The 20,137-nt window shown below is 71.1% G+C and carries 16 protein-coding genes, 2 tRNA genes and 1 pseudogene; 13 read left to right on the forward strand and 6 right to left on the reverse strand.

Going from position 1 to position 20,137, the window contains the following annotated elements:
* Window positions 1–6 precede the first annotated feature (6 nt).
* From yidC to rpmH, 4 genes are read right to left on the reverse strand one after another with little or no spacing between them, the layout of a single operon-like run.
* Window positions 7–1,050 (reverse strand): membrane protein insertase YidC, encoded by a 1,044-nt coding sequence (gene yidC, locus ACFZAU_RS09985; protein ID WP_500551755.1) that lies wholly within the window; start codon window positions 1,048–1,050, stop codon window positions 7–9.
* A 2-nt stretch (window positions 1,051–1,052) separates the two neighbouring features.
* Window positions 1,053–1,373 (reverse strand): membrane protein insertion efficiency factor YidD, encoded by a 321-nt coding sequence (gene yidD / locus ACFZAU_RS09990; RefSeq protein WP_037731476.1) that lies wholly within the window; start codon window positions 1,371–1,373, stop codon window positions 1,053–1,055.
* Window positions 1,370–1,744 (reverse strand): ribonuclease P protein component, encoded by a 375-nt coding sequence (rnpA, locus tag ACFZAU_RS09995; RefSeq protein ID WP_499604619.1) that lies wholly within the window; start codon window positions 1,742–1,744, stop codon window positions 1,370–1,372. Before rnpA ends, yidD begins: the two co-directional genes overlap by 4 nt.
* Window positions 1,745–1,770: 26 nt before the next feature.
* A complete protein-coding gene (gene rpmH / locus ACFZAU_RS10000) occupies window positions 1,771–1,908 on the reverse strand; it encodes a 50S ribosomal protein L34 (protein WP_003975051.1) in 138 nt (45 codons plus the stop codon).
* A 386-nt stretch (window positions 1,909–2,294) separates the two neighbouring features.
* Between rpmH and dnaA the strand changes: the two genes are divergently transcribed.
* From dnaA to ACFZAU_RS10060, 12 genes and pseudogenes are all read left to right on the forward strand, one after another.
* A complete protein-coding gene (dnaA, locus tag ACFZAU_RS10005) occupies window positions 2,295–4,046 on the forward strand; it encodes a chromosomal replication initiator protein DnaA (protein WP_500551756.1) in 1,752 nt (583 codons plus the stop codon).
* Window positions 4,047–4,937: 891 nt separating this feature from the next.
* Complete coding sequence (gene dnaN, locus ACFZAU_RS10010; protein WP_500460825.1) at window positions 4,938–6,068, forward strand: DNA polymerase III subunit beta; 1,131 nt, start codon at window positions 4,938–4,940, stop codon at window positions 6,066–6,068.
* 79 nt (window positions 6,069–6,147) lie between these two features.
* A pseudogene (gene gnd, locus ACFZAU_RS10015) lies at window positions 6,148–7,029 on the forward strand (phosphogluconate dehydrogenase (NAD(+)-dependent, decarboxylating)); the annotation flags it as partial.
* Window positions 7,030–7,061: 32 nt separating this feature from the next.
* Complete coding sequence (recF, locus tag ACFZAU_RS10020) at window positions 7,062–8,192, forward strand: DNA replication/repair protein RecF (RefSeq protein WP_500460827.1); 1,131 nt, start codon at window positions 7,062–7,064, stop codon at window positions 8,190–8,192.
* On the forward strand, window positions 8,189–8,737 hold the full coding sequence (locus ACFZAU_RS10025) for a DciA family protein (RefSeq protein ID WP_500460828.1): 549 nt from the start codon (window positions 8,189–8,191) through the stop codon (window positions 8,735–8,737). Before recF ends, ACFZAU_RS10025 begins: the two co-directional genes overlap by 4 nt.
* 269 nt (window positions 8,738–9,006) lie before the next feature.
* On the forward strand, window positions 9,007–11,049 hold the full coding sequence (gyrB, locus tag ACFZAU_RS10030; protein WP_500551757.1) for a DNA topoisomerase (ATP-hydrolyzing) subunit B: 2,043 nt from the start codon (window positions 9,007–9,009) through the stop codon (window positions 11,047–11,049).
* A 43-nt stretch (window positions 11,050–11,092) separates the two neighbouring features.
* Window positions 11,093–13,684: a DNA gyrase subunit A gene (gene gyrA, locus ACFZAU_RS10035; RefSeq protein WP_500551758.1), complete on the forward strand. Its 2,592-nt coding sequence runs from the start codon at window positions 11,093–11,095 to the stop codon at window positions 13,682–13,684.
* 6 nt (window positions 13,685–13,690) lie between these two features.
* Window positions 13,691–14,413, forward strand: coding sequence for a DUF3566 domain-containing protein (locus tag ACFZAU_RS10040; protein WP_500551759.1), 723 nt, complete (start codon window positions 13,691–13,693; stop codon window positions 14,411–14,413).
* Window positions 14,414–14,466: 53 nt separating this feature from the next.
* Window positions 14,467–14,540, forward strand: a tRNA-Ile gene (locus ACFZAU_RS10045).
* 155 nt (window positions 14,541–14,695) lie between these two features.
* Window positions 14,696–14,836, forward strand: coding sequence for a DLW-39 family protein (locus tag ACFZAU_RS10050; RefSeq protein ID WP_018559211.1), 141 nt, complete (start codon window positions 14,696–14,698; stop codon window positions 14,834–14,836).
* 165 nt (window positions 14,837–15,001) lie between these two features.
* Window positions 15,002–16,885 carry a vWA domain-containing protein gene (locus tag ACFZAU_RS10055; RefSeq protein ID WP_500551760.1) on the forward strand — a complete coding sequence of 628 codons (1,884 nt, stop codon included), beginning with the start codon at window positions 15,002–15,004 and terminating at the stop codon, window positions 16,883–16,885.
* On the forward strand, window positions 16,882–18,123 hold the full coding sequence (locus ACFZAU_RS10060) for a hypothetical protein (protein WP_500551761.1): 1,242 nt from the start codon (window positions 16,882–16,884) through the stop codon (window positions 18,121–18,123). Before ACFZAU_RS10055 ends, ACFZAU_RS10060 begins: the two co-directional genes overlap by 4 nt.
* Here ACFZAU_RS10060 and ACFZAU_RS10065 read toward each other — a convergent pair.
* Window positions 18,109–19,347 (reverse strand): serine/threonine-protein kinase, encoded by a 1,239-nt coding sequence (locus ACFZAU_RS10065; protein ID WP_500551762.1) that lies wholly within the window; start codon window positions 19,345–19,347, stop codon window positions 18,109–18,111. The two genes, ACFZAU_RS10060 and ACFZAU_RS10065, sit on opposite strands and share 15 nt — an antisense overlap.
* Window positions 19,340–19,906, reverse strand: coding sequence for a DNA-binding protein (locus ACFZAU_RS10070; protein WP_500551763.1), 567 nt, complete (start codon window positions 19,904–19,906; stop codon window positions 19,340–19,342). Before ACFZAU_RS10070 ends, ACFZAU_RS10065 begins: the two co-directional genes overlap by 8 nt.
* A gap of 111 nt (window positions 19,907–20,017) precedes the next feature.
* Between ACFZAU_RS10070 and ACFZAU_RS10075 the strand changes: the two genes are divergently transcribed.
* A tRNA-Ala gene (locus ACFZAU_RS10075) sits at window positions 20,018–20,090 on the forward strand.
* Window positions 20,091–20,137 lie beyond the last annotated feature (47 nt).

Consider the following 20,137-nt stretch of genomic DNA (forward strand, 5'->3'; position numbering starts at 1 on the left):
CCTCTGCTACTTCTTCTTCGACAGGTTCGGCTTGTCCGCGCCGCTGCTCGGCTTTGGCTTGGTGCCCGCGGCCGCCCCGCCGCCCGGCTTGGGCTTGGTGCCGCCGGCACCGGCCGGCTGCGCGGTGCCGCCCGTCTGGCGCTGCGACTTGCTCTGGCGCTTGGGCTGGGTGCGCTTCACCGGCGCCGTGTCCTGCGGCTCCTGGGCGGCGGCGGGCTCGACCTTCAGCTTGCCCTTGGCCTTCAGACGCTCTTCGCGCTGCTTGAAGGCAATGCTTCCGGGGGTCGGGTTCCGGCGGATGACGAACATCTGCTGCCCCATGGTCCACACGTTGGTGGTCAGCCAGTAGATGAGGACACCGACGGGGAAGTTGATGCCGAAGACGGCGAACATGATCGGGAAGACGTACATCAGCATCTTCTGCTGCTGCATGAACGGCGTCTTCACCGTCATGTCGACGTTCTTCGTCATCAGCTGGCGCTGCGTGTAGAACTGCGAGGCCGACATCAGGACGATCATGATGACGGTGACCACGCGGACGTCGGTCACCGAGGCGCCCAGCGAGGCGAGCTTGTCCGCGCTGTCCCTGAACTTGGCCGCGATCGGCGCGCCGAAGATGTGGGCATGCTGGGCGCTCTCGACGAGGCCCTGGCTCATCACGCCGACCTGCTTGCCCTGAGCGATGTAGCTCAGCACGTGGTACAGCGCGAAGAAGAAGGGGGACTGCGCCAGGATCGGAAGGCACGAGGAGAGCGGGTTGGTACCCGTCTCCTTGTACAGCTTCATCATCTCTTCGGACTGACGCTGCTTGTCGTTCTTGTAGCGCTCCTGGATCGCCTTCATCTTGGGCTGGAGCGCCTGCATGTTCCGGGTCGACTTGATCTGCTTCACGAACAGCGGGATCAGGCAGATCCGGATCAGGACCACCAGGGAGACGATCGACAGGCCCCAGGCCAGGCCGCCGTCCTTGTCAAAGACGAGGCCGTACAGCGAGTGGAACTGGACAATGATCCACGAAACGGCATCGTAGAGGGGGTTCAAGATCCCCACGGTCAGGCTCCTTGGGCATGAGGCGTCTCGACGGGCTCGGGAGTAACGGACCCGCCCGGTGCGTCACCCCGGAGGGCTTCGCGCAGGCGAGCGTGCCACGGTGGGCGCTTGCGCGGCGGGACATGGTCCACGCCGCCCAGCGACCACGGGTTGCAACGCAGGATCCGCCACGCGGTCAGGGCAGTGCCCTTGATCGCGCCGTGCCGATCGATCGCCGTATACCCGTAGTGCGAACACGAGGGGTAGTACTTGCAGACCGGACCGAGCAACGGGCTGATGGTCCACTGGTAAATCTTGATCAAGGCCAGCAACGGGTACTTCATAGCGCCACCCCCAGGAGCCTCCCGAGGGCGGCGTCCAGGTCTCGGGCCAGCTGTGAATGGTCTGCGTCACCCGCACCGGGCAGCGCTCGTACGACTACCAGGCTACCGGGGGGCAGCACGGACAGACGTTCGCGGACAAGGTGACGAAGCCGACGCTTGACCAGGTTCCGGGTCACCGCGTTACCGACGGCCTTGCTCACGACGAAACCCGCACGCGCCGGGGAGGCACTCCCCCCCGCTGCGTGCGGGTCCCTTGTGTCACTGTCGGTGCGCAGGTGGACGACCAGAAGTGGCCGTCCGGCCCGGCGTCCTCGACGTACCGCGGTCGCGAAGTCCTGCCGCCGCCTCAGCCGATTCTCGGTGGGCAGCACGACTCACACCTCGCGCTTCGGTGCGATCAGGCGGACAGGCGGGCGCGGCCCTTGCTACGGCGGGTCGCGAGGATGGCGCGGCCGGCACGCGTACGCATGCGCAGCCGGAAGCCGTGGGTCTTGGCGCGACGACGGTTGTTCGGCTGGAAGGTGCGCTTGCTCACTCGGGGGCTCCAGGATGAATCGTGTGTTGGCGGGGCGTCGCCTGGCTGTCACCGTGCGCCCACGAAGAACTCGCGGAACATCCTGGTGTGCACCGCTTGACGATCACCTCGGTGATCCTCGCCCATCGGTAGGCAGGCGGCAGCAGCCATCGACAACTCGACCTGGTTACGGTACGCGGGGCCGCGGCGTCAGGTCAAACCAGCCCCGGTCACCGCCGTACGCGCCGCCATCCGGACGTGGTTTTGCACACCCTGTGGACAACGACTTGAACCAGGCAGGCTGCGCTGACTACCGTGGCTGAACTCCGAAACATTCCCGTCCGTCCCAAGAACCACACCTTCGTGGGACCCATCGGCACCAACCAGCGACCGAGAGAGCGTGCACTGTGGCTGACGTAACTGCCGATCTTGCCTCAGTGTGGCCCAGGGTCCTGCAAAAACTGCTCGTGGAGAGCGACGACCTCAAGCCGAAGGACGCGGACTGGCTGCAGCGGACGCAGCCGCTGGCGCTCGTCGCGGGTACGGCCGTGCTGTCCGCCCCCAACGAGTTCGCCAAGAGCGTGCTGGAGGGGCGGCTCCTGCCGCTGATCACCGACGTCCTCAGCCGTGAGTTCGGCCACCCGGTGGGCATCGCCATCGCCGTCGCCTCGGGCGGCGAGCAGGAGGCGGCCCCCGCGCCGCAGGCGCCGGTCGTCCCCGAACCGCAGCCGCAGCTCGAGGCGCCGTCGCATCCTCAGCCCCCCGCGTACGCCGCGGAGCCGGGCCGGTACGACGAGCGGCCGCACGGCTACGGCGAGGTCCCGCGCATGCGCCCGGCCTATCCCGAGCACGTGGTCGGGCCCACCGGCGGCTCCGGCGGCTGGCCGCCCCGCGAGCCCGAGGACCGCTGGCAGCAGCAGCGCTTCGGCGACTACCAGGAGCGCGAGCACTACCAGCCGCCCGCCTCCCGCTACGAGATCCCCTCGCCCCACCAGCCCCCGGCGCGACCGGAACCGGCGCCGCCGCAGATGCCGGCCATGCCTCCGCCGCGCACCGGAGGGGGGAACGGCGGTGCCGGTTCCCACTTGGGCGCCGGCGGGTCGGGCGGTTCGGGGGGACCGGCGGAGCCCACCGCGCGGCTGAACCCCAAGTACCTCTTCGACACCTTCGTCATCGGCGCCTCCAACCGCTTCGCGCACGCCGCGGCGGTCGCCGTCGCGGAGGCACCGGCCAAGGCGTACAACCCGCTGTTCATCTACGGGGAGTCCGGCCTCGGCAAGACGCACCTGCTGCACGCGATCGGGCACTACGCGCGCAGCCTCTACCCGGGCACACGGGTGCGCTACGTGAGCTCCGAGGAGTTCACCAACGAGTTCATCAACTCCATCCGCGACGGCAAGGCGGACGCGTTCCGCAAGCGCTACCGGGACATGGACATCCTGCTGGTCGACGACATCCAGTTCCTGGCGAGCAAGGAGTCGACGCAGGAGGAGTTCTTCCACACCTTCAACACCCTGCACAACGCCAACAAGCAGATCGTGCTCTCCTCCGACCGGCCGCCCAAGCAGCTGGTGACCCTGGAGGACCGGCTGCGCAACCGCTTCGAGTGGGGCCTGATCACCGACGTCCAGCCGCCCGAGCTGGAGACCCGGATCGCGATCCTCCGCAAGAAGGCGGTGCAGGAGCAGCTCAACGCCCCGCCGGAGGTGCTGGAGTTCATCGCCTCCCGGATCTCGCGGAACATCCGCGAGCTGGAGGGCGCGCTGATCCGGGTGACGGCCTTCGCCAGCCTCAACCGTCAGCCGGTGGACCTGCAGCTCACCGAGATCGTGCTGAAGGACCTGATCCCCGGCGGGGAGGACTCCGTCCCCGAGATCAGCGGACAGGCGATCATGGCGGAGACGGCCTCCTACTTCGGCCTGGACGTCGAGGACCTCTCCGGCTCCTCCCGCAGCCGCGTGCTCGTCACGGCCCGGCAGATCGCCATGTACCTGTGCCGGGAGCTCACGGACCTGTCGCTGCCGAAGATCGGCGCCCTGTTCGGCGGCCGCGACCACACGACGGTCATGCACGCGGACCGCAAGATCCGCTCCCTGATGGCCGAGCGACGGTCCATCTACAACCAGGTCACCGAGCTCACCAACCGCATCAAGAGCTGACGCGGGACCTTCCACGCGTCCTCCCGCGGGTCTCCCGCGCGTCCCCTCAGGCGCCTTCCGCACGCCTTCCGCACGCACTCCGTACGTCCACAGCGCCCCGGGCCAACTCCCGGGGCGCTTCTCGTTGTTCGATTGCGCCGGCGGCGGCCCTGGGACAGGAACGTCTCTCCACAGGACGGGGCGGTTTTCCCCCGTCCACAGCCTGGGGATGCCCGGGTTGTCCCGAACGTGTCCACAGGCCGGGCCGTAGGATGCTCGTTCGGCCTGCTGGGGGCCATGTGGATTTGTGGGCAACCCCGATCCACAGACTGTGGACATTCCGGCCGCCCACAGGACCCCTCTCGCGGTTGTCCACCGCTCGCCCACAGGTTGGGGGCGGTTGTCCCCAGTCAGGGGCCGCTTCTCCACAGTCCTGTCCACTGTTCGGCAACGGAACACACCCGCTCACCGGTCGGAGTGAACCGCGTCACACCAACGTGGTGGGTTGGGCTGGGGAGAACCCGGGTATTCCTGGGGACAGCGCTGGGGAGAACCGGGGGGCTCCTGTGAATCGCGTGTGCACAACTTCCGGCCGTCCACAGACGGGCCCGGTTGTCCACCGGCTCCGCCCACAGGCTCGGTGGATAAAAAACAGGGCCTGACCTGCACCGGAACCACTTATCCACGGTTTCCACAACCCCTATTACTACGACCAGGGATAGTTACCGGGGAATCTGCTTCGAAGTGGGACCTGTGCACAACCGAGCCGCGGGCCGTCGGACTCCCCGCCCTCCGGCTTGACCCCAACCCGCACCGCATGTCCGCGGCGGCTGTCAGACTGTTCTCGGCAAGAGGGCCAGCAGGGCCAGAGAGTCGGCCACAGACAGCCAGCAACAGCAGGAGGCGGTTCCGGTGAAGATCCGGGTGGAGCGCGATGTACTCGCGGAGGCAGTGGCCTGGGCGGCCCGCAGTCTCCCGGCCCGTCCCCCGGTGCCGGTCCTGGCGGGCCTGCTGCTGAAGGCCGAGGAGGGACAGCTGAGCCTGTCCGGCTTCGACTACGAGGTCTCGGCCCGTGTCTCGGTCGAGGCCGACGTGGAGGAGGACGGCACCGTCCTCGTCTCCGGCCGGCTGCTCGCCGACATCTCGCGGGCACTTCCCAACAGGCCTGTGGAGATCTCCACCGAGGGCGTGCGCGTGACCGTCGTCTGCGGCAGCTCGCGATTCACACTCCACACCCTGCCTGTGGAGGAGTACCCGGCGCTGCCCGCGATGCCCACCGCTTCCGGCACCGTCCCCGGCGAGGTCTTCGCCGCGGCCGCCGCCCAGGTCGCCATCGCCGCCGGCCGTGACGACACCCTGCCGGTGCTGACCGGTGTGCGGATCGAGATCGAGGGCGACACCGTCACCCTGGCCGCCACCGACCGCTACCGCTTCGCGGTCCGCGAGTTCCTGTGGAAGCCGGAGACCCCGGACATCTCCGCGGTCGCCCTGGTGCCCGCCAAGACGCTGCTGGACACCGCCAAGTCGCTCACCAACGGCGACTCCGTCGCCATCGCCCTGGCCGGCTCCGGCGCGGGCGAGGGCCTGATCGGCTTCGAGGGCGCGGGCCGCCGCACCACGACGCGTCTGCTCGAGGGCGACCTGCCGAAGTACCGGACGCTCTTCCCGACCGAGTTCAACTCCGTCGCGGTGATCGAGACGGCCCCCTTCGTCGAGGCCGTCAAGCGCGTGGCCCTGGTGGCCGAGCGCAACACGCCGGTCCGGCTGAGCTTCGAGCAGGGCGTGCTGACCCTGGAGGCCGGTTCCAGCGACGACGCACAGGCTGTGGAGCGCGTGGACGCCACGCTGGAGGGCGACGACATCTCGATCGCCTTCAACCCGACGTTCCTGCTGGACGGCCTGAGCGCGATCGACTCGCCGGTGGCGCAGCTGTCCTTCACCACGTCGACGAAGCCCGCGCTGCTCAGCGGCCGTCCGGCGGTCGACGCCGAGGCCGACGACGCGTACAAGTACCTGATCATGCCGGTCCGGCTGTCCGGCTGACGCGAGGCCTGTCCGGTCGCGTCGCCCTGCGGGGGCCGACGTAGGCTCGACGTAGGTCAGGCAGGCTTCGAACGAAGGATCAACGATGGAGCTCGGTCTCATCGGTCTCGGCAAGATGGGCGGGAACATGCGCACGCGCATCCGCCAGGCCGGTCACACTGTCATCGGCTACGACCGCAACCCGGACCTCGCCGATGTCCACAGCCTGCAGGAACTTGTGGACAGGCTCGAGGCCCCGCGCGTGGTGTGGGTGATGGTGCCGGCCGGCGCCGCCACCCAGTCGACGATCGACGAGCTCGGTGAGCTGCTCTCCCCCGGTGACGTCGTCGTCGACGGTGGCAACTCCCGTTGGACGGACGACGAGAAGCACGCCGAGGAGCTGGCCGCCAAGGGCATCGGCTTCGTCGACTGCGGTGTCTCCGGCGGCGTCTGGGGCCTGGAGAACGGCTACGCGCTGATGTACGGCGGCGAGGCCGAGCACGTGGAGAAGGTGCAGCCGGTCTTCAACGCCCTCAAGCCGGTGGGGAACTTCGGTTCCGTCCACGCGGGCAAGGTCGGCGCCGGCCACTTCGCGAAGATGGTCCACAACGGCATCGAGTACGCCATGATGCAGGCCTACGCCGAGGGCTGGGAGCTGCTGGAGAAGGTCCACTCGGTCACCGACGTGCGCGAGGTGTTCCGCTCCTGGCAGGAGGGCACCGTCATCCGCTCCTGGCTGCTGGACCTGGCCGTCAACGCCCTCGACGAGGACGAGCACCTCGACAAGCTCAAGGGCTACGCCGAGGACTCCGGCGAGGGCCGCTGGACCGTCGAGGCCGCCATCGACAACGCCGTGCCGCTGCCCGCGATCACCGCGTCCCTCTTCGCGCGCTTCGCGTCCCGCCAGGACGACTCCCCGCAGATGAAGATGATCGCCGCGCTCCGCAACCAGTTCGGCGGCCACGCCGTCGAGAAGCACTAGTCACACCCACGGGAAGGAGGCGGCGCGCAGCCATGCACGTCGCGCATCTGTCGCTCGCCGACTTCCGCTCCTACGCCCGGGTCGAGGTCCCGCTCGACCCGGGCGTCACCGCTTTCGTGGGGCCCAACGGCCAGGGCAAGACCAATCTGGTCGAGGCGGTCGGCTACCTGGCGACCCTCGGCAGCCACCGCGTCGCGAGCGACGCCCCGCTGGTGCGGATGGGCGCGGACCGGGCGATCGTGCGGGCGTCGGTGGTGCAGGGCGAGCGGCAGCAGCTGGTCGAGCTGGAGATCAACCCGGGTCGCTCCAACCGGGCCCGGCTCAACCGCTCCTCCCAGGTCCGCCCGCGCGACCTGCTGGGGATAGTCAGGACGGTGCTCTTCGCCCCCGAGGACCTGGCCCTGGTAAAGGGCGACCCCGGGGAGCGCCGGCGCTTCCTCGACGAGCTGCTCACCGCGCGGGCGCCCCGGCTGGCGGGCGTCCGCAGCGACTACGAGCGGGTCCTCAAGCAGCGCAACACCCTGCTGAAGTCGGCCGCGATGGCCCGCCGCCACGGCGGCCGCGGCGCCGACCTGTCCACACTCGACATCTGGGACCAGCACCTGGCCAAGGCCGGCGCCGAACTGCTGGCCCAGCGCCTGGACCTCACCCACGCCCTGCAGCCGCTGGCGGACAAGGCGTACGAGCAGCTGGCGCCGGGCGGCGGTCCGGTCGTGCTGGAGTACCGCAGTTCGATCGGCGAACGGATCGCCGGGGCGTCGGGCCGCGAGCAGTTGTACGGGCTGCTGCTGGAGGCCCTCGGGGAGGCCCGCAAGCAGGAGATCGAGCGCGGGGTGACCCTGGTCGGCCCGCACCGGGACGACCTCTCGCTCAAGCTGGGGCAGCTCCCCGCCAAGGGGTACGCGAGCCACGGGGAGTCCTGGTCGTACGCGCTGGCGCTGCGGCTGGCCTCGTACGACCTGCTGCGCGCCGACGGCGGCGAGCCGGTGCTGGTGCTGGACGACGTCTTCGCCGAGCTGGACGCCCGGCGCCGGGCGCGGCTGGCGGAGCTGGTGGCCCCCGGTGAGCAGGTGCTGGTGACGGCGGCGGTGGACGACGACGTGCCGGACGTGCTGGTCGGCGCCCGGTACGCGGTGGAGGACGGCGGCGTGGAGCGGGCATGACGGATCAGCAGCAGCCGCCCGGGCAGGCGACGGGCGCCCAGGGCGAGCCGGTGTCCGGCGTCGACCTGGCCAGGGTCGCGCTGCGCGCCGCCAAGGAGCAGGCCCGCGCCAGGGGCGCGGCCGCGCAGCAGAAGAAGCAGGCCCGGCGCGGGGGGTTGCGCAGCGGCGCACGGGCGGACGGGCGCGACCCGCTGCCGCTGGGCGCCGCGATCAGCCGGCTGATCACCGAGCGCGGCTGGGAGGCCCCGGCGGCGGTGGGCGGTGTGATGGGCCGCTGGCCGGAACTGGTGGGCGACGACGTGGCCCTGCACTGCCAGCCGCAGCGGTACGACGAGGAGGAGCGGGTCCTCACGGTGCAGTGCGACTCCACGGCCTGGGCGACGCAGCTGCGGCTGCTCGCCCCGACGCTGGTGGCCAGGCTGAACGCCGACCTCGGGCACGGCACCGTGAAGCTGATCAAGGTCCTGGGACCGGGGGGACCGGTGCGTTCGTACGGGCGGCTGCGCGCTCCCGGGAGCCGTGGGCCGGGCGATACGTACGGATAGGCCGGAAACCTGCTGTGCGTAATCGGGTCGAAGCCCTGTGCGCCCGCGTGAGCCGTTTTGGGACCCGGTCCGCGTGTGGGGAGTCGTCAGGAGGTACTTCCGTCGGGCACACGGGAACTCAGGTACCGCCAAAGCCCCATCTATGTCGGCGCTACCGGTAGACTGGTAGCAGTACCGCCCGCCCCTGGCCTCCGGCACCGGGGGACCCCAGCGGGACCAGTCGAAGATGTCGAGTGATGAAGCCGGTTCCGCCCCGCGGGACCCGGCTCATGCTGTGCCAGAAAGGGCGCTTCGTGGCCGATTCCGGCAACCCCAACGAGATCAATACGTCCGCAGCTGACGGCTCCGCCGCGCCCGCCTCCGGCGGGGCGTACGACGGCAGCGCGATCACCGTCCTTGAGGGCCTGGACGCGGTTCGCAAGCGCCCGGGCATGTACATCGGCTCGACGGGCGAGCGCGGCCTGCACCACCTGGTGTACGAGGTCGTCGACAACTCCGTCGACGAGGCGCTGGCCGGTCACGCGGACACCATCAACGTCACGATCCTCCCCGACGGCGGCGTGCGCGTCGTCGACAACGGCCGCGGCATCCCCGTGGACATCGTGCCGTCCGAGGGCAAGCCCGCCGTCGAGGTCGTGCTGACCGTCCTCCACGCCGGCGGCAAGTTCGGCGGCGGCGGCTACGCCGTCTCCGGCGGTCTGCACGGCGTCGGCGTCTCCGTGGTGAACGCCCTGTCGACGAAGGTCGCGGTCGAGGTCAAGCGTGAGGGCTTCCGCTGGACCCAGGACTACAAGATGGGTGTCCCCACCGCCCCGCTGCAGAAGAACGAGGAGGTCCCGGAGACCGGCACCTCGGTCACCTTCTGGGCGGACGGGGACATCTTCGAGACCCTCGAGTACTCCTTCGAGACGCTCTCGCGGCGCTTCCAGGAGATGGCCTTCCTCAACAAGGGCCTGACCATCTCGCTGACGGACGAGCGCCCCGAGCACGCGGACGTGGAGAACGAGGGCCAGCCGCGCTCGGTCTCGTACCACTACGAGGGCGGCATCGTCGACTTCGTGAAGTACCTGAACTCGCGCAAGGGCGAGACGGTCCACCCGTCGGTGATCGACATCGACGCGGAGGACAAGGAGCGGATGCTCTCCGTCGAGGTCGCGATGCAGTGGAACACCCAGTACAGCGAGGGTGTCTACAGCTTCGCCAACACCATCCACACCCATGAGGGCGGCACCCACGAGGAGGGCTTCCGCGCCGCGCTGACCACGCTGGTCAACAAGTACGCGCGCGAGAAGAAGCTGCTCCGCGAGAAGGACGACAACCTCACCGGTGAGGACATCCGCGAGGGCCTGACCGCGATCATCTCGGTCAAGCTGGGCGAGCCGCAGTTCGAGGGCCAGACCAAGACCAAGCTCGGCAACACCGAGGCGAAGACCTTCGTCCAGAAGGTCGTGCACGAGCACCTGACGGACTGGCTGGACCGCAACCCCAACGAGGCCTCGGACATCATCCGCAAGTCGATCCAGGCGGCCACCGCCCGCGTCGCCGCCCGCAAGGCGCGCGACCTGACGCGCCGCAAGGGCCTGCTGGAGACGGCGTCGCTGCCGGGCAAGCTGAGCGACTGTCAGTCCAACGACCCCGCCAAGTGCGAGATCTTCATCGTCGAGGGCGACTCCGCCGGCGGCTCGGCCAAGTCCGGCCGCAACCCGCAGTACCAGGCGATCCTCCCGATCCGCGGCAAGATCCTGAACGTGGAGAAGGCGCGGATCGACAAGATCCTCCAGAACACCGAGATCCAGGCGCTGATCTCGGCCTTCGGCACCGGTGTGCACGAGGACTTCGACATCTCCAAGCTGCGCTACCACAAGATCATCCTGATGGCCGACGCCGACGTGGACGGCCAGCACATCAACACCCTGCTGCTGACCTTCCTGTTCCGCTTCATGCGGCCGCTGGTCGAGGCGGGCCACGTGTACCTCTCCCGTCCCCCGCTCTACAAGATCAAGTGGGGCCGGGACGACTTCGAGTACGCGTACTCCGACTCCGAGCGCGACGCCCTGATCGAGCTGGGGCGGCAGAACGGCAAGCGCGTGCGCGAGGACTCGATCCAGCGCTTCAAGGGCCTCGGCGAGATGAACGCCGAGGAACTGCGGGTCACCACGATGGACGTCGACCACCGCGTGCTCGGCCAGGTCACCCTGGACGACGCGGCCCTCGCCGACGACCTGTTCTCGGTGCTGATGGGCGAGGACGTCGAGGCCCGGCGCTCCTTCATCCAGCGCAACGCCAAGGATGTCCGCTTCCTCGACATCTGAGTCGGCCCCCATCAGCCGCCGCCCGAAAGGACTTTGACCAGCAATGGCCGACGAGAACACCCCTGTCACGCCCGGCACCCCGGAGGGCGCCGAGGGCGCCGCCGCCGAGACGGACACCATGCGGATCGAGGCCGTGGGCCTCGAGACGGAGATGCAGCGCAGCTACCTGGACTACGCGATGTCCGTCATCGTGTCCCGCGCGCTGCCCGACGTCCGGGACGGCCTCAAGCCCGTCCACCGCCGCGTGCTGTACGCGATGTACGACGGCGGTTACCGTCCCGAGCGCGGCTTCTACAAGTGCGCCCGCGTGGTCGGCGACGTCATGGGTACGTACCACCCGCACGGCGACTCCTCGATCTACGACGCGCTGGTGCGGCTGGCCCAGCCGTGGTCGATGCGCATGCCGCTGGTCGACAGCAACGGCAACTTCGGTTCCCCGGGCAACGACCCGGCCGCCGCCATGCGGTACACCGAGTGCAAGATGGCGCCGCTGTCGATGGAGATGGTCCGGGACATCGACGAGGACACCGTCGACTTCCAGGACAACTACGACGGCCGCAACCAGGAGCCGACGGTCCTGCCGTCGCGTTTCCCCAACCTGCTGATCAACGGCTCCGCCGGCATCGCGGTCGGCATGGCGACCAACATCCCGCCGCACAACCTGCGCGAGGTCGCCGAGGGCGCCCAGTGGTACCTGGCCAACCCCGAGGCGTCCAACGAGGAGCTGCTGGACGCGCTCATCGAGCGCATCAAGGGCCCCGACTTCCCGACCGGCGCCCTGGTGGTGGGCCGCAAGGGCATCGAGGAGGCGTACCGCACCGGCCGCGGCTCCATCACGATGCGCGCGGTGGTCGAGGTCGAGGAGATCCAGGGCCGGCAGTGCCTGGTGGTCACCGAGCTGCCGTACCAGGTCAACCCCGACAACCTGGCGCAGAAGATCGCCGACCTGGTGAAGGACGGCCGGGTCGGCGGCATCGCCGACGTCCGGGACGAGACCTCCTCCAGGACCGGGCAGCGCCTGGTGATCGTGCTCAAGCGCGACGCCGTGGCCAAGGTCGTGCTGAACAACCTCTACAAGCACACCGACCTGCAGACGAACTTCGGCGCCAACATGCTGGCGCTGGTCGACGGCGTGCCGCGCACGCTCTCCCTCGACCAGTTCATCAAGCAGTGGGTGACCCACCAGATCGAGGTCATCGTCCGCAGGACCCGCTTCCGGCTGCGCAAGGCCGAGGAGCGCGCGCACATCCTGCGCGGCCTGCTGAAGGCCCTGGACGCGATCGACGAGGTCATCGCCCTGATCCGGCGCAGCGCGACGGTCGATGTGGCGCGCGAGGGCCTGATGGGCCTGCTGGAGATCGACGAGATCCAGGCCAACGCGATCCTGGAGATGCAGCTCCGCCGCCTGGCGGCCCTGGAGCGGCAGAAGATCGTCCAGGAGCACGACGAGCTCCAGGCGAAGATCAACGAGTACAACCGCATCCTGGCCTCGCCCGAGATGCAGCGCGGCATCATCAGCACGGAGCTGACGGCGATCGTCGAGAAGTTCGGCGACGACCGGCGCTCGGCGCTGGTGCCCTTCGACGGCGACATGTCCATCGAGGACCTGATCGCCGAGGAGGACATCGTCGTCACGATCACCCGCGGCGGCTACGTCAAGCGCACCAAGACCGACGACTACCGGTCCCAGAAGCGCGGCGGCAAGGGCGTGCGGGGCACGAAGCTGCGGGAAGACGACATCGTCGACCACTTCTTCGTCTCCACCACCCACCACTGGCTGCTGTTCTTCACCAACAAGGGCCGGGTCTACCGCGCCAAGGCGTACGAGCTGCCGGACGCCGGCCGTGACGCCCGCGGGCAGCACGTGGCGAACCTGCTGGCCTTCCAGCCGGACGAGCAGATCGCCCAGGTGCTGGCCATCCGCGACTACAACGCGGCGCCCTACCTGGTGCTCGCCACCCGTTCGGGCCTGGTGAAGAAGACCTCGCTGAAGGACTACGACTCGCCCCGTTCCGGCGGTGTGATCGCGATCAACCTGCGGGAGACCGAGGACGGCAGCGAGGACCTGCTGATCGGCGCCGAGCTGGTCGGCCCGGCCGACGACCTGCTGCTGGTCAGCCGCAAGGCGCAGTCCATCCGGTTCACCGCGACGGACGACACGCTGCGCCCGATGGGCCGTGCGACCTCGGGCGTGAAGGGCATGAGCTTCCGCGAAGGGGACGAACTGCTCTCGATGAATGTCGTGCGACCGGGTACGTTCGTCTTCACCGCCACCGACGGCGGGTACGCCAAGCGCACCAGTGTGGACGAGTACCGGGTCCAGGGGCGCGGCGGACTCGGCATCAAGGCGGCCAAGATCGTCGAGGACCGGGGTTCCCTGGTCGGGGCGCTGGTGGTGGAGGAGACCGACGAGATCCTCGCCATCACCCTCGGCGGCGGCGTGATCCGCACCCGTGTCAACGAGATCAGGGAAACCGGGCGTGACACCATGGGCGTCCAACTGATCAACCTCGGTAAAAAGGATGCAGTCGTGGGCGTCGCCCGCAATGCCGAGGCGGGGGCGGAGGCCGAAGAGGTCGTCGCCGCCGAAGAGGCCGAGGGCGAACAGCCCGTGGCCGCCGAGTCGGAGGAGTAAGAAGCCGTGAGTGGAGCCAAGGGCGCCGCGGGTGGGACGGGCGCGGACGGAGGGCAGCCGATGCCGGCGGCCCTGCCGGAGGCGATCGGCGGTGCCCATGGCCCACGTACGGACAACGGCCCGCACCAGGGGGGAATCACCGTGACTGACACCCGTCCATCGCAGCAGCAGCACCAGCACGCGGTGCACCAGCAGACCTACGGCGGCGCGCCCGGCGCCCCGGTCGCGGAGCAGCCGCCGCAGCCCCAGCAGCAGCCGCAGGGCCCGCACCAGCCGCCGCAGGCGTACGCGCCCCCGGCCGGGCCCCCCGCGACCGCCGGCGTCCGCCAGCCGCGTCCGGCGGCCCGTACCGTGCCGCGCACGCGCAAGGCGCGGCTGCGGGTGGCCAAGGCCGACCCGTGGTCGGTGATGAAGGTCAGTTTCCTGCTCTCCATCGCGCTGGGCATCTGCACGGTCATCGCGGTCGCGGTGCTGTGGATGGTGATGGACGCCATCGGCGTCTTCACCACGGTCGGCGGCACCCTCAGCGAGGCCACCTCGTCCGGTTCGGACGGCGGCTTCGACCTGGTGTCCTTCCTGTCGCTGTCGCGCGTGCTGACCTTCACGGCGGTCATCGCGGTCATCGACGTCGTGCTGGCCACGGCGCTGGCCACGCTCGGCGCCTTCATCTACAACATGTCGGCCGGCATGGTGGGCGGGGTCGAGCTGACGCTGGCGGAGGACGAGTAACCGATTTTGGGCCACGGCCCCGTGTGCGCTAATCTTTCAACGCAACGCAGCGCGGGGCTATAGCTCAGACGGTTAGAGCGCTTCCCTGATAAGGAAGAGGCCACAGGTTCAAGTCCTGTTAGCCCCACCGCGTGAACGGCCCGTACGGATCATCCGTACGGGCCGTTTCCTTGTCCGCGCCGGCGGAGTTGGTTCCGGTGGCAGGTCACCGTTCGATATCGACCGGTGTGTATAGTCGGGCCCGTCGGAAGACCCCCAACGCAAGAAGGACGAGGTCGCGCGGTGAAGAAGTTTCTCCTGGTCGCACTGGCCGCCATCGGCGGTCTCCTCGTGTACCGCCAGATCCAGGCGGACCGCGCCGAGCAGGACCTGTGGACGGAGGCCACGGATTCCGTTCCGGCGGGTTCCGGCGCGAGCGTCTGAGACGCGGCGGCACGGACGAAGGATTCGCGGAGCCCCGATCACGATGTGGTCGGGGCTTCGTCATGCCCGCGGCGTCGTTGCCCGACCGTGACGTGATCCGCTTGTATTTGCTGTCGCAAATCAATAGCTTCGCTGAAGCCGACGATGTGCGAGGGGGAACAGCACATGCGACGAGGGAATGCGCTGCCGTGCGGGTCCCTGGGCCGGTTGTGGGCGGCCGCGGGCGGGCTGGTGGTGCTGGGCGCCCTGCTGGGACCGCCCGGGTCGGCACGGGCCGCCACGGGCGGCGAGGGCGACGGGCTGGTCATGGTGCTGGACTCCTCCGGCTCCATGGCGGGCGCGCGCATGACGGCGGCCAGGGAGGCCGTGGGAGCCGTCGTGGACGCGCTGCCGGACGGCTACCCGACGGGACTGCGCGTCTACGGCGCGGGCAAGGAGCACGGCTGCGACGACACCCGGCTGCTGCAGCCCGTGCGGCCGCTGGACCGGGACGCCCTGAAGCGGGCCGTGGCCGGCGTGCGGCCCAAGGGCGACACCCCCATCGGGCTGTCGCTGCGCAGGGCGGCCGCCGACCTGCCCGAGGGCGGCCGGCGGACGATCGTGCTGGTCTCCGACGGCGAGGACACCTGCGGGGCACCCGAGCCCTGCGAGGTGGCGGCACAGCTCGCCGGACAGGGCGCCGACCTGCGGATCGACACCATCGGCTTCCAGGTGCGGGGCGGCGCCCGGGAACAGCTGGAATGCGTCGCCGGTGCCGGGCACGGGAGCTACTACGACGCCCCCGACGCCGCCTCCCTCGTCCGGCAGTTGACGCGGGCCTCCCGGCTCGGCGCGGACGCCTACCGCCTCCGGGGCCGGCCGGTGACCGGCTCGGCGGCCGCCGCCGGTGCCCCGGGCCTGTCCCCCGGCCAGTACGTCGACGACATCGGCCCCGGCGAGACCCGCTGGTACGCCGTGGACCTGGACGCGGCCTCCACGGCCGACCTGGCGGTGACCGCGGTGCCGCGGCCGGGGGTACGGGCCGCGTACGGGGACGGCGTCGAACTGCGGCTGGCCGGCACCGGGAGGTACCCGCTCACCTGCGGCTCGGACTCCGCGCGCTTCGGGCAGGACGAGGGCGCCATGGTGATCGGCGGCGCCGTCAGCCGCATCCCGGGCGACGAGGGGGGCGGCGCCTGCGACGAGGCGGGACGCTACGTGCTCTCCGTGCACCGCACCAGCGCCGCCGGCTCGGACCGGGCCCGCTGGCCCCTGGAGCTGCGGTACGGCACCGAGCGGCCGTTCGCCGCGGGCGCGACCCCGGCACCGGCCGCCACCCGCTATGGGGACCCGCCGCCGGCCCTGACGGGCGCACCGCGCGACGTCGAGGGCGGCACGGGCTTCAACGACGCGCGCCGCCTCGGCACCGGCGTCTGGCGGGACACGTTGCTGCCCGGGCAGACGCGCTTCTACAAGGTGCGGGTCGGCTGGGGACAGCGGCTGACGTACTCCGCGGACTTCGCCAACGAACCCCTTCTGGAGCGCGGTTCCACGGCCTCGTCCTTCGTGGCGACGGCCGCGTACGGGCCGGGGCGGCAACCGCTGGGCGACGCCTCCGGGATGCCGCAGCGCCGCGGCTACTTCGGGCGGCCGCTGTCCGTGGGGCTCGGCACCGTGCCGGTGACGTGGACCAACCGCTGGGTCGCCGTCGGCGGCGCCCGGGGCGCTCGTACGGCGGGCGAGCACTACGTCGCCGTGTCGCTCGGGCCGGGCGCGGCGGAGCTGGCGCGGAACGCGGCGGTGCGCGTCGTCCTGCGTGTGGCCGTGACGGGCACGGAGCAGGCCGGTCCGGAGTACGACGCGGCGGCGCTCGGCGGCGGTCCGGCCGCCGGCAAGGACGGCGGGGAGCGGGTGGTGTCCGGGCACACGGAGAGCGCCGGTACCCCCGCGGACGGCGGGGGCTTCATGACGGCGGGCGACGCGATCGCGGCGGCCGCGGGCGGCGCGGTGGCGCTCGCCGGGGTCGGGACGGTGGCCCTGCTGGGCCGCAGGCGGAGGGACGGGGCATGATCCGCAGGGCAGTCACAGCGGTGGTGGCGGCGTTCGCGCTGTCGGCCGGTGCGGCGGGAACGGCGCTCGCCGATGCGGCCGTCCCCTCCTGGCAGCCCCAGGGCGAGGCGGTACAGGGCCGGGCGAGCACCGCCGACGCCCCGCGGCTCGAGCCCGGCGTCCTGTACCGGGACAGCCTGCCGGCCGACGAGGGCGGCAGGAACTACGCCCTCGACCTGGACGCCGTGCACTCGTCCTACCTCGCCGTCTTCGCGCTGCCCCGCCCGGGCACCGAGGTGGCCTACGGGGACGGCATCGAGCTGACGCTGACCAGCACCGACGGCACCCGCTGCGACAGCGGCCGCCGGACGTTCTCCGACGACGGGGCGGCCCGGCCGATCGGCACCTGGGTCCGGCGCACCATCGGCGGGGACGGACCGTGCCAGGACGCGCACGCCTACGTCCTGGAGGTCACCCGCACCTCACAGGGCACCTCGGACGCCGCGCCCTGGCCGCTCCAGATCCGCCTCACCGAGGAGCCGGGGCTCACCACGGGTGCCACGCCGGGCCCGGCGCTCAGCCCCGCCACGCGGACGCCCGTGCCCGCGAGCGGCACCGCCCACGGCGCCACCGGAGGCGCGGACTTCCTCCACGCCGGGATCCTCGCCGCCGGGGTGTGGCGGGACGAGGTGCTGCCCGGTCAGACCCGGTTCTACCGGGTGCCGGTCGGCTGGGGGCAACAGGCCTGGGTCGCGGCGGACTTCGCCAACGCGCCCGTCACGAAGCCCGGCGGCTACAGCGGTTCGGGCCTGCGGGTGGAGGTCTACAACCCGCGCTGGGCCTTCATCGGCACCGACACCGCCTCCTACGCGGGCGAGCAGGCCTCCGTCACCGCCACGACCGGGAAGGTCGCCTACGCAAACCGCTACGAGAGCGGCGACGCCGTGTCGGCGGCCCGCTTCGACGGCTTCTACTACCTGGCGGTGTCCGTGCACCCGGAAGTCGCCGGCTTCGTCGACGGCGCGGTCCCGGTCACCCTGCGGGTCGGCGTCGAGGGCGCCGCGCAGGCCGGTCCCCCGTACGACGGCGACCCGGGCGAGGACCTCGGCCTCCCCGGGGAGCCCGGTTCCGGTGACCCGCTGCTGCGCGCCCTCGGCTTCGCGGCCCTGGGGGCGGGCACCGTGCTGCTGCTGTCGCTGGCGGTGTGGACGGTGGCCGCGCGGCGGCGCGGGACGGCCGCGGTCTCAGGAGGACGCTGACAGCGCCCAGAAGCCGAAGGCGAGGCAGAGGGCCGCGACGAGCAGCATCGGCACGACGACCCTGGCGGGAGGCCCGGGCCGGCGCGCGGGTGCCGCGGCGGGGGCCGAGGGCACGGCGGGTGCGACGGCCGGGGGCGCCGGCAGCGGCGGGGTGAGGGGCGCGACGGGCGCGGCCACCGGGGCACCGGCACCCGTGACGGTGCCCGTGTACGGACGTGTGGGCGCCGGGGTGACGGGCGCCCGGGTCGGCGGGGTGGGCGGCGTCGGGGCGGTCGCGGCCGGCCGCCCGGCGGGCGCGGGCGGGGGCAGGCGGAAGCTCCCGGTCTCCTCCACGGACGGCGCCGGATCCAGCGGTCCTTCGGGGGAGAAGCCGGCGGGCAGCGGCCCGATCTGGTCGAAGACCTCGACGGCCTCCTCGTCCGGATCCGGGTCCGGCAGCAGCTCGACCGCCGCCGCCAGGGCCTTGCGGGCGCCCGCGGCGGTACGGAAGCGGGCCTCCGGGTCCGGCTGCAGCAGGGTGCCGATCACCTCCCACAACGCACCGGGTACGCCCTGCGGGGCCCGGGGCATGCCGTGGACGTACTGGGTGACGATCGCCTCCGCGTCGGGCTTGCTGCCGCTGAGCAGGTAGAGGGCGACCAGCCCGGTCGCGTACAGGTCGGCGGGGAAGTCCGGTTCGGCGCCCAGCAGCTGCTCCGGGGCGAAGTAACCCGGGGTGCCCACCACGTGGTTCGCCGCGGTGAGCCGGGGTTCCCCCTTGCGCATGGCGATGCCGAAGTCCGACAGCCTCAGGTGCGGGCGCCCGGTGCCGGTCGCCTCCAGCAGGACGTTCGCGGGCTTGATGTCCCGGTGCACCACGCCCTCGGCGTGCACGGCCGTCAGCCCGGACAGCAACTGGTCGAGCAGAGCGCCGACGTAGCGCCCGGGGAGCGGGCCGTAGTCGCCGATGAGGTGCGAGAGCGAGCCGCCGCGCACCAGGTCCATGGTGAACAGCACCTTGTCGTCGTCGGCCGCCCAGCTGGTGGGGGCGAGGACGTGCGGGTGGTCGATGCGCAGAGCCTGTTCCCGGACGAAGCGCAGCAGGGCGTGGGCGTCGCTCTGCAGCAGCACCTTGGCCGCCACGTAGCGCCCGCGACGCCGGTCCCAGGCGCGCCACACCGCGCCCACCCCGCCGCGTCCGACCGGATCGACCAGCTCGTACCGGCCCGCGAACACCTCACCCATGACGTGCGTCCGCCCCCCGCTTCCGCGTCTCGTAGTCCCGGACCGCCGCTTCGGACGGCCCGGCCCCGTACACCCGGAGGAACTCTGCCAGTTGGGGGTGGCGGTGGGCGAGGGAGTCGGCCGCCTCGGCGATCTCGGCGGACGAGGCCACCGCGTGCAGCAGCGCGCGGACCTCGTGGACGACCCTGCGGGCGGGCGGCAGCGGGGCCCCGGCCGCGCTCTGGGTGGTGCCGAGCAGGGGCGAGCCCTCGGAGCCGCGGATCTCCTCCATCCGCGGCACGGCGTCCGCCGCGGTCACCGCTCCGCCGGACACCTCCGCGGCGAGCTCCTGCAGCGCCTGCAGCCGCTGCACGACCGCCGGGTTGCCGATCTTCGCGCGCTGCCCGCTCATCAGCTGGGACAGCATCGGCGCCGACAACCCCAGCACCCCCGCAAGCCGCGCCTGGTTCAGCCCCAGGGTCTCCATGAGGCCGCGGAACAGCACACCGAGCGGCTCGCCGTACCAGGTGCGCTGCATGTCCTGGACGCGGGCGGCGGCGTCCGGCTGCGAGGTGTCCATTGCGGGCTCCTGACGGGGGACCTTTGCGGCCGCGAACTTGCCCGTCATCCTACGGACCCCCGATACTCGGTCGGTGATCCTCTCCGCAGCCGGTACGCTGGTCTGCGGCACGGGGCCTTAGCTCAGTTGGTAGAGCGCCGTCTTTGCATGGCGGATGTCAGGGGTTCGACTCCCCTAGGCTCCACACCGTCCGACCGGGCCGGGAACCTCATCGAGGTCCCGGCCTGTCGT

Origin of the sequence: Streptomyces sp. NPDC008238 (assembly GCF_042956445.1) — a bacterium.
GTDB lineage: Bacteria > Actinomycetota > Actinomycetes > Streptomycetales > Streptomycetaceae > Actinacidiphila.